The organism is Nostoc sp. DSM 114159 (assembly GCF_053470285.1).
The window spans coordinates 5,053,826-5,067,932 of sequence record NZ_JBPFEH010000001.1; the positions used below are offsets into that span (position 1 = coordinate 5,053,826).

The 14,107-nt window shown below is 42.5% G+C and carries 11 protein-coding genes; 9 read left to right on the forward strand and 2 right to left on the reverse strand.

Annotated features, from left to right (window positions below; genetic code table 11):
- The first annotated feature begins 53 nt into the window (after positions 1–53).
- From ACR5KR_RS20935 to ACR5KR_RS20945, 3 genes are all read left to right on the forward strand, one after another.
- Positions 54–1,820 carry a HAMP domain-containing methyl-accepting chemotaxis protein gene (locus ACR5KR_RS20935; RefSeq protein ID WP_448267865.1) on the forward strand — a complete coding sequence of 589 codons (1,767 nt, stop codon included), beginning with the start codon at positions 54–56 and terminating at the stop codon, positions 1,818–1,820.
- A gap of 9 nt (positions 1,821–1,829) precedes the next feature.
- Positions 1,830–2,573, forward strand: a complete 744-nt coding sequence (locus tag ACR5KR_RS20940) for a chemotaxis protein CheW (RefSeq protein WP_448267866.1) — start codon at positions 1,830–1,832, stop codon at positions 2,571–2,573.
- Positions 2,574–2,951: 378 nt separating this feature from the next.
- The gene (locus ACR5KR_RS20945; protein ID WP_448267867.1) at positions 2,952–5,210 is read left to right on the forward strand and encodes a hybrid sensor histidine kinase/response regulator; all 2,259 of its coding nucleotides are present in this window, start codon (positions 2,952–2,954) and stop codon (positions 5,208–5,210) included.
- A gap of 239 nt (positions 5,211–5,449) precedes the next feature.
- Here ACR5KR_RS20945 and ACR5KR_RS20950 read toward each other — a convergent pair whose 3' ends face one another.
- A complete protein-coding gene (locus ACR5KR_RS20950; protein ID WP_448267868.1) occupies positions 5,450–5,851 on the reverse strand; it encodes a hypothetical protein in 402 nt (133 codons plus the stop codon).
- Between the two features lie 271 nt (positions 5,852–6,122).
- On the opposite strand from ACR5KR_RS20950, the gene cheB reads away from it, so the two are divergent.
- From cheB to ACR5KR_RS20965, 3 genes are all read left to right on the forward strand, one after another.
- Positions 6,123–7,106, forward strand: a complete 984-nt coding sequence (gene cheB, locus ACR5KR_RS20955; RefSeq protein WP_448267869.1) for a chemotaxis-specific protein-glutamate methyltransferase CheB — start codon at positions 6,123–6,125, stop codon at positions 7,104–7,106.
- 189 nt (positions 7,107–7,295) lie between these two features.
- Positions 7,296–8,690 (forward strand): ATP-binding protein, encoded by a 1,395-nt coding sequence (locus ACR5KR_RS20960; RefSeq protein ID WP_448267870.1) that lies wholly within the window; start codon positions 7,296–7,298, stop codon positions 8,688–8,690.
- 258 nt (positions 8,691–8,948) lie between these two features.
- Positions 8,949–9,257: an NIL domain-containing protein gene (locus ACR5KR_RS20965; protein ID WP_448267871.1), complete on the forward strand. Its 309-nt coding sequence runs from the start codon at positions 8,949–8,951 to the stop codon at positions 9,255–9,257.
- A 76-nt stretch (positions 9,258–9,333) separates the two neighbouring features.
- Here ACR5KR_RS20965 and ACR5KR_RS20970 read toward each other — a convergent pair whose 3' ends face one another.
- On the reverse strand, positions 9,334–10,011 hold the full coding sequence (locus tag ACR5KR_RS20970; protein ID WP_012407592.1) for a response regulator transcription factor: 678 nt from the start codon (positions 10,009–10,011) through the stop codon (positions 9,334–9,336).
- Positions 10,012–11,155: 1,144 nt separating this feature from the next.
- Between ACR5KR_RS20970 and groES the strand changes: the two genes are divergently transcribed.
- The 3 genes from groES (at position 11,156) to ACR5KR_RS20985 (ending at position 14,094) form a co-directional block, all read left to right on the forward strand.
- A complete protein-coding gene (gene groES / locus ACR5KR_RS20975; protein WP_335185436.1) occupies positions 11,156–11,467 on the forward strand; it encodes a co-chaperone GroES in 312 nt (103 codons plus the stop codon).
- Positions 11,468–11,562: 95 nt separating this feature from the next.
- Positions 11,563–13,197, forward strand: a complete 1,635-nt coding sequence (gene groL / locus ACR5KR_RS20980) for a chaperonin GroEL (RefSeq protein WP_448267872.1) — start codon at positions 11,563–11,565, stop codon at positions 13,195–13,197.
- An 81-nt stretch (positions 13,198–13,278) separates the two neighbouring features.
- Entirely contained in the window at positions 13,279–14,094 is an 816-nt protein-coding gene (locus ACR5KR_RS20985; protein WP_445630664.1) for an Rpn family recombination-promoting nuclease/putative transposase, read from the forward strand.
- The last annotated feature ends 13 nt before the right edge of the window (positions 14,095–14,107 follow it).

Genomic DNA, 14,107 nt, shown 5'->3' on the forward strand with positions numbered 1-14,107 from the left:
AATTCTAAGAGACGAATACATTTTCCAGCAGCAGAGGAACAGTAGGATATTCAATGTTCAAGAACATCACCTTGCAAACACGGTTGATCAGTTCATTTTTATTCATAGGACTGATTGTATTCGTAATGGCCTTGGTGGCATGGTTTGTTACCAACGAGTTAAATCAGTCAATTAACTCACTAACCTTGAATGACATCCCCAGCTTGTCTGGGGTATGGAAGATTAAGGAAGGACAGATACAAATTCAATCCGCACAACGATTATTATTTAATCCTGAAATTACTGTTAGTGAAAGAGAGAGTGCGATCGCTGAAATCCAGAACGCTTGGAAACAGATTAACGAAGGTATTGCACAGTACGACGCAACTCCATCCACTGAAGAAGAATTAAAAGAGTATAACTTACTTAAAGAAAACTTGGGAGACTGGGAAAAAGTCCATAAAAAATTATTAGAAATTGAACAAAAAATAAATCAAGATGGAATTAATAACCCTTGGAAAAAACAGCTTGAATTAATTCTTCAAGGACAACCAGAAACTATTCCAGCTAATATTCAAAAGAGGTTGGAGTTACGCAATAAAATTGATTCTGAGATAAAAAAGCAGGAAGAAGCATTATTTAAAACAACTATACAACAAGCAAACAAAGTTGTAAAATTCAATGAAAATTTTATATCAGATACACAAAAAGAAGTCGAACAGAATGTGGGTCGCAGTATTTTCTGGATTTCTGTAGGAATTGCCATTGGCCCCATAACTGCGATTACTCTTGGGTTTGTAATCGCTCGACAAATTACTTCTCAGATTTTTAGTGTGATTAGAGTTGCAGAGCAAATTTCTCTGGGAAACTTAACAACTAAAATTGCGACTGACTCGAACAGCAAAGATGAAATGAATAGACTTTTAACTGCTTTCCAAACTATGACTCAGAATCTGAACACTCTGATTCGTCAGGTACAGCATTCAGGCATCCAGGTTACTTCTTCAGCTACTCAAATAGCAGCTTCGGGTAAACAATTAGAAGGGACGCTGGTTGAGCAAGTAGCTTCTACTAATGAGGTAGCTGCCGCTACCAAACAAATTTCTGCCACCTCTAGAGAATTAGTAAGTGCAATGGAACAAGTTGCAACCATTTCCCAAATCACAACGACAGCAGCCAATGATAGCCAAAAAGATATAGTGCGGATGGAAACCACTATGCGGCAGTTAGCAGAAGCCACTAATGCGATCGCTGCCCGATTGGGAGTAATTAGCCAAAAGGCAAATAGCATTAATACTATCGTCGTCACAATTACCAAGGTGGCAGACCAAACGAATCTGCTGTCATTAAATGCGGCGATCGAAGCCGAAAAAGCTGGAGAGTATGGCTTGGGCTTTGCTGTGGTTGCTAGAGAAATTCGGCGACTAGCAGATCAAACTGCTGTTGCTACTCTCGATATTGAGCAGATGGTGAAGCAGATGCAATCGTCAGTCTCTACAGGTGTGATGGAGATGGACAAGTTTGCCGCAGAAGTTGGGCGAAATATAGAAGATGTTGCCAGTATTAGTACACAGGTTGGGCAAATTATCCAGCAAGTGCAAGACCTGAATCCGCGATTTGAGTTTGTTAACCAGGGTATGGAAACCCAATCAGTGGGAGCGCAACAAATTAGTGAGACGATGGTGCAGTTGAGCAGTACTTCAGTGCAAAGTACGGATTCTTTGCGAGAAATTAATCATGCCATAGCCCAACTTAACCAGGTGGCGCAGGGATTGCGTCAAGAGATTGCCCGCTTTCAGGTGGAAGCAGAAGACGTTATACCCCTGCACCAATTCTCTTGAGCAGCCCTTATGAACCCCGCTACACCATTAAATATTGAACGTTGTTGGAATTTTATCGGTATTGAGGGCGATCGCTCCTGTCCGCAATTAGCCACTTATACCCATTGCCGCAATTGCCCCGTTTACTCTACTGCTGGACGCTATTTGCTAGAGCGCTCCATACCTGAAGATTATCGCCATCAGTGGACTGAGTTACTGGCTAAATCTAGGACTGATGAAAATTCCCAGATATCCCATACTTTAGCCACCACTCAAATCACGGTTGTGATTTTTCGTTTGCAACGGGAATGGCTGGCACTTTCTGCCCAAATCTTCAAAGAAATTTCTCCTGCAAGTGTGGTTCATACCATACCGCATCGCAGCAATCAAATCTTGCGGGGATTGGTAAGTATCCGAGGCGAATTACTATTGTGTATATCTTTGAGCGATCTTTTGAATCTGGAAACTGCCGATACAGCAGTACAAACCCTCAGTCCAGTAGTGTATTCGCGCATGGTGGTGTTGGAAAAGACAGATAAAACTTGGGTGTTTGGTGTCGATGAACTTTATGGAGTACACCGATTTCACCGGGATGAGTTACAAGATCCGCCCAAGAGTCTGACTCAAACTTATACTAAAGGATTATTTCACTGGCAACCTAGCGTGTCACCAATGGAGCGATCTGCCTCTGGCGGCAGCGCTTCGCTAACGCACAGTGTCAGTTATTTAGATGATGAATTGTTATTCACCACCTTAGCTAGGAAGGTGCTGTAATCAAAGACCTCTTGCAAAAGTGCTTTTTGCACTCTTGTGGGAAAAGGGAAAAGGTTAAAGGGGAAAGGGAAAATACCAAACCTTTCCCCCTTTCCCCTTCCCCTTTTCCCGACTTCTGCAAGAAGTCTAAAGACCTAATCCCCCAACCCCTTCCCTTGTAGGGAAGCTACGGTGTACACACAAGTCTTTTAAAGTTGCTGCGGAACGTAGGGTGGGTGTCGATGCAACAAAGGTGCGAGTCGATACAACAAACGTGCAGGGCGATGCATCAAAGGTGCAGATCGAGAGACTTGTGTGTACACCGTAGCCTCGTAGGAGATGGGTTGGGGGAAAGGTTCTTCCAAGATTAATGAATCGGTGTTCTAGGAAGGTGTAGTAATGTTAGAAGAATTTGATGTCAGCAATCTTTCCTTGCTTGATTTATTCAACATGGAAGTCAAAGCTCAAGTTGTGGTATTGAACGATTGCCTGTTGGCACTGGAGACGAAGCCCGATCCCCAACCAGAACTGGCAGCTTTAATGCGGGCAGCCCATTGCATCAAAGGCGCTGCGCGAATTGTTCAAATCGATCCGGCTGTCAACCTTGCTCACATCATGGAAGACTGCTTTGTGGCGGCTCAAGAGGAAAAAGTTACCTTAACTGCCGATCGCATTGATGTGTTGCTGCAAGGGGTAGATATGCTCTTGCGTATCGCTCAAAGGGTTACAGCCAACCCAAATTTGCAGATGTTAGAAGATTTGGGCATTCAATCGTTGGTGAGTGCGATCGCTAATATCCTAACTCCACAGCCAACCTCAAAAGAAATTCACCCCCTAATAACAACAGCACAGTTAGAAGACAACCAACAGACAACCCTTATTTCCCCATCCCCATTAGAAGAACTGGGCATCACCCAAAATCGGGCGGTGCGAATGAGTACTGAAAATTTGAATCGCTTGATGGGTTTAGCAGGAGAGTCTTTAGTTGAAGCGAATTTATTAGAACCATTTGCGAACTCTTTGCTGAAACTGAGAAGCAATCAAGGGGAATTGTCCAACCTGCTGGAGAAGTTACAAGAGTTATTGGGCAACTATCATCTGAATGGGCAAATTAAAGAAACCTTGAGTGCAACTCATCAAAAAGCTCACGAATGTTACCAGATGATAAGCGATCGCCAAAACGAACTAGAACAATTTTCTCAGCGTTCTGCTAATCTTGCCCATCGCTTATATCAGGAAGTTATTGCTACTCGAATGTGTTCCTTTGCCGATGGGGGACAGGGATTTCCGCGAATGGTGCGCGACTTAGCTAGACAATTGAGTAAACGGGTGAAACTGGAAATCGTTGGTAAGTCTACTTTGGTAGATCGAGATATTCTAGAACGTTTGGAAGCTCCCTTGACTCATATCTTGCGGAATGCGATCGATCATGGCATTGAACTACCCCAGGAACGTCTAGCAGCAGGAAAGCCAGAAGAAGGAATTATTCGGATTGAAGTTACCCATCGCGCCGGAATGCTGTTTATCAGCGTTGCAGATGATGGACGGGGAATCGATATCGAGTTTTTGCGCCAAGTTGTGATCGGCAAACAACTGACAAACCCGGAAATGGCAGCTCAACTTACTGAAGTTGAGTTGATGGAATTCTTGTTTTTACCTGGTTTCTCCACAACCCAAACTGTCACCGAAATTTCCGGTAGAGGTGTGGGGCTGGATATCGCCCATAGCACAGTGCGGGAAGTTGGCGGGACGCTGCGGGCGGTTTCTGTGTTGGGAAGGGGTATGACCTTTCACTTGCAGTTACCCCTGACGCTATCTGTGATTCGCACTTTGTTGGTAGAAATTGCTGGCGAACCCTATGCTTTTGGGCTAACGCGCATTGAACAGGTGTTAATATTACCGAAGTCTAAGATTGCTGTATCGGAAAATCGCCCATTTTTCACGAGCAATAATCAACCTGTAGAGTTGATTTTAGCAAGTCAAGTTTTAGAGTTAGCCTCGCCTGCGGTAAATATAGAATCGTTATCAGTGATTGTGATTAGCGATCGCCTCAACCGTTATGGATTAGTTGTAGATCGGTTTTTGGGTGAGTGCAATTTGGTTGTCCGCCCCCTAGATCCCCGCCTTGGTAAAGTCGCCAACATTAGTGCCGCCGCCTTGATGGATGATGGTTCCCCGGTGTTGATTGTCGATGTCGAAGATTTGGTACGTTCCATTGCTAAGGTGTTTTCTAGCGGACAACTTTCTCAGGTAAATCAGTCTGCTCATCAGGCAGTTACCAAAACTTACAAGCGAGTTTTAGTAGTAGATGATTCGATCACTGTGCGCGAAATGGAGCGCAAACTTTTGGAAAACAATGGTTACAAAGCTGAAGTGGCGGTTAATGGCATTGATGGTTGGAATGCAATCCGCAGCGGCGATTATGACTTGGTAGTGACAGATATTGATATGCCCCGAATGAACGGCTTTGAACTCACTAGCCAGATCAAAACTCATGCCAAGTTGAAGCAAACACCTGTGATTATCGTTTCTTACAAAGACCGGGAAGAAGACCGACTACAAGGGTTAGAAGCAGGTGCAGACTACTACTTAACTAAGAGCAGCTTTCATGATGACACTCTATTAAAGGCGGTGATTGATTTAATTGGAGAGGCTTGATAATAATTTGTAATTCGTAATTAAGAAAGTAAGATTTTAGGACTAGCACTTTCAAGATGACGAACGAAGATACGTTGTTTCAGTGCTGCCATTTTGAATCCTCCGCTCATATTTTGGGCTTTTTGAATGTTGAAATTACCAATTTTCGTTTTAAGTTTCACCACCTTGAAAGGGCTGAATCTAGGACTTAGGCATTGACAAAAAATTTCATCCATCTCCCTGTACTGTCTGTCTAGTAATCAGGATTCTTGCCGAATTTGGTTTCTGATAAAAAGTTGTTCTGCATTAAGTAGGATGACTAGTAGCCCTATAGATGCTCTGGCGATTGCCGGAGTTGTCCAGTTGTGATTCACCAGGTCGGGGATGGTTATAACAAGCATCAATACAATGATGAAGATTGGTAGAATCATGACAATATTCCGATCCCAAGCAGGTTGATCGCGCAGTCTGGCTTCGCTTCGTAGTACGCGATTACGCCAAAATGGAAAAGTACTTAGGACAGAGGTAAGGTATAACAGTCCAGCATTAATTAGCAGAATTGTTTTAAGGTTTGGAGCGATGTCAGAATTTCCAAAGAAGATCGCTGTTAGGCAAGCTCCCGCTGCTAGATACAGAAAAGTAAATAGGGTAAAGTGCTTCATTGGTTACTCTTTATGCTTTATAAACTGGAGTTTAGACTATATGGCAAAGGCATCTAAATTATATAGGACTAGCCCTTTCAAGGTGACGAACAAAGATACGTTGTTTCAGTGCTACCATTTTGAATCCTCCGCTCAGATTTTGGGCTTTTTGAATGTTGAAATTAGCAATTTTCGTTTTAAATTTCACCACCTTGAAAGGGCCGATCCTAGATTTAATCTGGGTTTCTATCTGTTGTATTTGTCGCGTTATTTTGGAGAAATGCCATAATTTGTGAGAATTGCGATCGCTAACGATATGTTCATGGCTGTAGAGGTACTGCGGCGAGCTGTGGTAAAAATCCCAGGTTACAAGCTGGCGTGGGTTGCCTACGATGGTGCGGAAGCTGTGAGTAAATGTGCGGCTGATACTCCTGACTTGATTTTGATGGATGTGCTGATGCCCAGTATGGATGGAGTAGAAGCTACACGGCACATTATGAGGCAATCTCCCTGCGCGATTGTGATGGTAACTGCTAGTGTTAATCGCTATGCAGCCAAGATTTTTGAAGCAATGGGCTATGGAGCCTTGGATGCCATCAATACGCCTATTTTAGGTGATGATGGGCTACTAAATAAAATTGCCACGATCGCCCGCTTAATTGGTAAATCTTCATATCGGCGATCGCCGCCTGTCCATCACTCAAAATCACTTCCACCTCTAATCGTTATCGGGGCTTCCACGGGTGGCCCCCAGGCATTGAAAACTATTCTCTGCCAATTTCCCCAAGACTTTCCTGCGGCTGTGGTTATTGTTCAACATATAGATGCCCAATTTGTCCAAGGTTTTGCCGCCTGGTTGAATGAGCAAATTCCTCTGCCTATGCAACTAGCGATCGCAGGTTCTACACCACAGCCTGGTAAAGTTCTGCTTGCTGGCACAAATCTTCATTTAGTGATGCGTCCCGACCTCACCTTTGGCTATGACAAAGAACCACTACATTTTTTCTATCGTCCATCAATTGATGTTTTCTTCAAGAGTGTGGCTAAAAATTGGACTGGAAAGGGAATTGGGGCGTTGCTGACGGGGATGGGTGGAGATGGCGCTCAAGGCTTAAAACAATTGCGCGAAGCAGGTTGGCATACTATTGCTCAAGACTGCAAAACTTGCGTTGTTTATGGTATGCCGAAAGTAGCAGTGGAATTAAAAGCTGCGGTAGAGGTTTTGCCAATTGAGGCGATCGCATCAGTCTGCATCAAATTTACGGCAAAATGCTGAATTAATTAGTACTTTATTATACTTCTATAAAAATGTGTATATGAAAGCAGATACTTAAAACACCTTTACGAAGTATTGCAAAATACCAACCTTTTTAATTACTGAGATATAATTGCGACAATTGCAAACTAGTATATTTAACTTAGTAGTTTGTAGTATTGAAAACAAAGACCTATTTAGAGGTGCTAAATGAACCTGCAAGAAACAGCACTCTTAGAAATATCTCCAAAGACAGCAAGATTATCACCAAACTGGAGTCAACCACAAACTCCACAAGCTGCGCCATTTATTCTGGATACTAAAATATCCACAGTCAGGCTTTTGCTAATTGACGATCAAGTAATTATCAGCGAAGCCTTCCGTCGGATAGTTGCGACAGAAACAGATATTTCCCTTCACTACACAAGCAATCCAGCTAAAGCGATTCAAGATGCGATCGCCATAGAACCAACGGTAATCTTCTTGGATATGATCATGCCAGATATCGATGGATTAATGTTGCTGCGTTGGTTTCGCTCTCATCCAGTAACTCGTGATGTACCAATAGTCATGTTATCCAGTAAAGAAGAAGCAAAGCTCAAAGCAGAAGCTTTTACTGAAGGCGCTAATGACTATCTAATCAAATTACCAGATCCAGTTGAGTTAATTGCCCGCATTCGTTATCATTCCAAAGCTTACAGTAACCTCAAAGCACTCACTACTGCAACTGCTACTGCCCAACTTCAAGCACAACAGTTAGAAAATACCTTACGAGAATTACAAACTACCCAAGTTCAATTGATCCAGACAGAGAAAATGTCTAGCTTGGGTCGGATGGTTGCAGGTGTAGCCCACGAAATTAATAATCCTGTTAATTTTATTCACGGTAATTTTAATCATCTGAATAACCATGTAAACTGTCTTTTAAATTTAATCCAACTATATCAACAAGAACATCCAGATTCCTATTCTTTATTTGAAGAAAAATTTGGCGACTTTAATATTGATTTCATCAGCGATGATTTACCAAAAATTCTTTCATCTATGAGGATAGGAACCGACCGGATTCGTGATATTGTGCTGTCCCTAAAAAACTTTTCTAGACTCGACCAGTCAGATAAAAAAGCTGTTAATATTCATGAAGGAATTGAAAGTACTTTATTACTTTTAAATCATCGGCTACAACCGAAAATTGAGATTATTAAAAAATATGGAAATCTCCCACCAGTTCAATGTTATCCAGCACAACTAAATCAAGTATTCATGAATATCCTTAGTAATGGCATTGATGCGTTACTAGATCTGGATAATCAGATGCAAAAACAAATTGTAATTCAAACTGAAGTAACTAAATTAGAAACAGTCATAATTACATTTAGAGATAACGGTAATGGAATAGATTCCGAGATTCAAAGCAAGATATTCGATCCTTTTTTTACAACTAAACCTATTAACAAAGGAACGGGACTAGGTTTAGCAATTAGCCATCAAATTATTGAGAAACATCAGGGAAATATCCAGCTAAAGTCTGAACTTGCTCGTGGAACGGAATTTACGATCGAAATTCCAATAGCATTACCTGTTAATCATAAAAGCAACACTTGAATTAAGATTTCACCGGAAAATTATTCTCCAAAGTGTTTATTCATTTTTCAACAAAGTTAACTTATAAGTTAATAAGTTTATAATTCACTTAAATGCGATCGCACTTTTTTATAGTAATCTATAATTCATCTCATCGAATCTTGATGATGAATTATGAATCATTTGCTACCGTTTGCCTGCATAGGATGAGTAACGCTAGTGTTAAAAGAAGTCGTCCAAAGCCAAACCCTCATCCCAGAAGTCGAATAGGAAGCTAGAATGGCAATTCCAAATAAACAAGTAAAATCTAATATTGATATTTTAGATAATAGACGCACCCAAACTCGCATCCAGGTTCGTATTCCTAAAGATTTGCATGAGGAACCAGTCATTTCACGACTGGTTTCTCACTATGGTATCACAGTCATTATTGCTACTGCGGAGATAAGCGCAAACGTGCCACAATATAGCTGTTTTGAGCTGGAACTACGGGGCACTGTTTCCCAGATTGAAAGTGCCTTGACTTACCTGGATGAACTGGATTTAGAAGTTTTGCACCAATCCAGCCCTGAAGAAGATGGTTGGTAGATTTAGTTAGGAGTATTGAGTTAGGAGTTAAAAAATTAATAACTTATAACTCCTAACTTTTAACTTTTAACTTTGTTTAAGCCATTTGATTTTCAATCGCCCACCGCGCTAGTTCAGTGCGATTGTGGAGATTGGTTTTGCCCAACATATTGGACACATGGCTTTCAACCGTGCGCTGACTAACATTGAGTTCTTCAGCAATTTCACGGTTAGCTAAACCCCTAGCAACAAACTGAACTACTTTCAGTTCGGTTGGGGTTAATTGCACATCGAAGGGAACCTGGATACGGGAACCGTTTTCGCCTCCTTTTGCTTGGTGTTCTTTCCAACGGATAGTTTGTTTCAGCGAGGACTCAACTTGCGCTACGAGTTCTTCTGGTTCAAAGGGCTTGACCATATAAACATCAGCACCTTTGTTCAGACCTTTAACTCGGTCTGCACTTTGTCCCTTAGCTGAAAGGAAAAGAACCGGAATCCAGCTGGTGCGTTCGTTTTGCCGGACTTGTTCCACAAAAGTATATCCGTCCATTTCCGGCATCATCACATCGCAGATGATCATGTCTGGAACATCTTGCTCTAAAATTTCCAGAGCTTCACGTCCATTTTCAGCGGTGATGACTTCATATCCCCGGAATTCTAAGTAATCCTTCACCAGCAAGATGAGGTTAGGGTCATCATCAATCAATAGAAGTCGTTTGTGATCTTTCATGCTGGGCTCTTTCATAGCAGTGGCACTTGTCGCGCTTCGGTCCATCAAAGTCTTGAATATTTATCCTCGTATGGTGGGTTATTCGAGATGTTGTCCTTTTTCCTACTTAACTTGCCTTTGCTGTCTCGAAGTCTCAAAAATGCCGAGCACTTTCAATAGACTAGTAGCTCGATAGCAAAAGTCCAGCAAGGATACGTATAGCAGTAGTATCTATAATGCGCTATTATATATCGCTTTGAAAGGGGCGGGGTAAAAAACACTGATTAAATAATAATCTTTCGGACTCACAAGTAAGTATTGGCTTAAAGATGACCCTACCTCAAAACCAACCCGCACTTTCTTAAAGCCTACTGCTATACCATATCCTTTCGTTGTTAAGCCTCTATGAGGTGTTCACAAGAAACTAAGGAAGTTTCAGGCAAAAGATGGATTGAAAACGCATATTCTTCTACCACCTTATTACCTATTCAGTGTTCTCGGACGATCCGCAGAGTAACTTCCGGGTTTGCTTGGCGATACCAGACACCATCAGGGTAAATCACCATTATGGATCTAGAACCAGAAACACGCAAGCAGTTGGCTTTAGTTTTATAGACGCAAATAGAATAACTTTAGTACGGCTCATCGAGTTTTAAATCTTTAAGTCGCTTTTTTAAGTAATTCCAGAATTCCAGACTAGCTCGTTTTGAGCAGCAATTGCCTGGTCAGCGCAAATAAAAATGTCTCGCTGAATTTTTGCAAGTCCTAAACTTTCTACACAATTACTTAGGGTCTTATGTTCCAAAGATTGAGTTTTTTAGGAATTTGATGGTTGGACTGGATCGCTATCACTGTATTGTTACTCATCAAGCGGCTCCCTGATTACAGTTCTATAACAATTTGCAAGCTTTGCAAATAAAGTTGACTGAGAAGGGGAATGGGGAAAAATTCTTATAACTCCTAACTCCTAACTCCTGTACAGACGCGATTAATCGCGTCTCTACTCCTAACTCCCCACCCCCTACTCTCTTCGTAACTTACAGAACAAAACCCGCAAGGTATAAATAATTAAGCATTTATACTTAAGTACATCTATGACTTTCTAGTTCGGGAACCCGTACTCAAGGCATTCTTGCCATTGGACGCCAGTTTTCGGTAAATTAGCACTCAGGAGTTGAGAGTGCTAAACTCTGGAGAGGAGAAAATAATTATGGCAGCTTTATCTCTAAGCGTTTCTACAGTTAAACCTTTAGGCGATCGCGTTTTTATAAAAGTGAGCGCCTCTGAGGAAAAGACCGCAGGTGGTCTGTATTTGCCCGATACCGCCAAGGAAAAGCCCCAAGTAGGGGAAGTAGTGGCTCTTGGCCCTGGCAAGCGCAATGACGATGGAAACCGTCAGGAATTGGAAATTAAAGTCGGCGATAAGGTGCTGTACTCTAAGTACGCTGGCACTGACATCAAGCTCGGCACTGAAGAATATGTACTGCTTTCTGAAAAAGATATTTTAGCAGTTGTGATCTAATTGTCATTAGTCACTGGTCATTAGTCATTAGCCAATGACAAAGGACAAAAGACAAAGGACAAAGGACAAAGGACAAATGACAAAGGACAAATAATATGGCAAAGCGCATTATCTACAACGAAAACGCCCGTCGCGCCCTAGAGCGAGGCATTGACATCCTGGCTGAGTCTGTAGCTGTTACCCTTGGCCCTAAAGGTCGTAACGTAGTCTTAGAAAAGAAATTTGGCGCACCGCAAATCGTCAATGATGGTGTAACGATCGCCAAAGAAATCGAATTAGAAGACCACATTGAAAACACTGGTGTAGCTCTGATTCGTCAAGCTGCTTCTAAGACCAATGATGCAGCGGGCGATGGTACTACCACCGCTACCGTTTTAGCTCATGCGATCGTCAAAGAAGGCTTGCGGAACGTTGCAGCTGGTGCTAACGCAATTTCCCTCAAGCGTGGTATTGACAAAGCTACTGGCTTCCTTGTAGACAAAATTGCTCAACACGCCCGTCCAGTGGAAGATTCCAAAGCCATTGCCCAAGTTGGTGCGATCTCGGCTGGTAACGACGAAGAAGTTGGTCAGATGATTGCCCAAGCAATGGACAAGGTGGGCAAGGAAGGCGTAATTTCCCTAGAAGAAGGGAAATCTATGTTCACCGAGTTGGAAATCACTGAAGGGATGCGCTTTGATAAAGGCTACATCTCTCCTTATTTCGCTACCGATGCTGAACGGATGGAAGCGGTTTTTGATGAACCTTTCCTACTGCTAACTGATAAGAAAATCGCTTTGGTACAAGACCTAGTACCAGTGTTAGAGCAAGTAGCTCGTGCTGGTCGTCCTTTGGTAATTATCGCCGAAGATATTGAAAAAGAAGCTTTGGCAACCTTGGTAGTAAATCGTTTACGCGGTGTACTTAACGTGGCTGCTGTTAAGGCTCCTGGCTTTGGCGATCGCCGCAAAGCTATGCTAGAAGACATCGCTGTTTTAACTGGCGGTCAACTAGTTACCGAAGATGCTGGTTTGAAGCTAGATAACACCAAGCTGGATAGCCTGGGTAAAGCTCGCCGGATCACCATCACCAAGGACAACACCACAATTGTTGCTGAAGGTAACGAAGCTGCTGTTAAGGCTCGTGTCGAACAGATTCGTCGTCAAATCGATGAAACCGAATCTTCTTACGACAAAGAGAAACTGCAAGAGCGTCTTGCTAAACTCTCTGGTGGTGTCGCTGTGGTGAAAGTGGGTGCAGCGACCGAAACCGAAATGAAAGACAAGAAACTGCGCCTAGAAGACGCTATCAACGCCACCAAAGCTGCTGTAGAAGAAGGTATCGTTCCTGGTGGTGGTACAACTCTGGCTCACTTGGCTCCCGACTTGGAAGACTGGGCAAAGAGCAACCTTAAGGATGAAGAGTTGATTGGTGCTTTGATTGTGGTTCGCGCCTTACCCGCACCTCTGAAGCGGATTGCTGAAAACGCTGGTCAGAATGGTGCTGTGATTGCTGAACGCGTCAAAGAGAAGGATTTCAGCATTGGCTACAACGCTGCAACCAACGAGTTTGTTGATTTGTTAGCTGCTGGTATTGTTGACCCTGCTAAAGTGACTCGTTCTGCTCTGCAAAACGCTGCTTCCATCGCTGGTATGGTGTTGACAACTGAATGTATCATCGTTGACAAGCCTGAGCCTAAAGATGCCGCTCCTGCTGGCGCTGGCGCTGGCGGCGGCGACTTCGATTACTAATACGTAGTTAGATAATTTGTTAAAACGGCTGCTTCCCTTGTGGAGGCGGCTGTTTTTTTGTGTCAAGAGAAGAGGAAAATAGTGAGTTACGACAACGTTTGTAAATATTTAGCTGAACAGTACCCAGCCGAGTTTGTGCGTTGGTTGCTTGGGATAGAGGTGCAACAAATTGAAGTCTTAAAAACGGAACTCACGCTTGAGCCAATTCGCGCCGATTCGGTGACATTTTTGCAAGCAGCTAACCAAATTTTGCACATTGAATTTCAAACTTTGGCGAAATCTAATCCGGCGCTTAATTTCCGAATGCTTGATTATTCTGTGAGATTGAAGCGTCAATACCGTTGTTCTGTAGTGCAAGTGCTAATCTTTTTGCAGGAAACTACTAACGAAATGGCTTTTACTGAAGAATATCGGGACAACACAACGATTCACCAATATCAGGTTGTTCGTCTTTGGAAGCAAGATTCAACACTATTTTTAGTTAATCTGGCGCTGTTACCATTAGCAAGTTTGACGCGAACTAATTCGCCGCAAACTTTACTGGCACAAGTAGCTGAACAAGTCGCTACAATTTCAGATAGAGAGCAGCGACAAAATATCGCGGGTTGTGTAGAAATTCTGGCGGGTTTGCGGTTTGAAAAGTATTTGGTTCGGCAATTTTTACGGGAGGATATTATGAAAGAGTCTGTAATTTATCAAGATATCGTTCAAAAGGAAGCGTTTAAATTGATTAGTCGTCAGCTTAAACGGCGCTTTGGTGATATTGATGCATCATTAGTTGAACAGGTTCGGAGTTTATCTGCTGAACAGTTAGAGGAGTTGGGAGAAGATTTGCTTGATTTTTCTGAAGTTGCTGATTTGATAGCTTGGTTAGAGCAGCAGAAAGAAGAAAAATAAGATAGGTATTAAA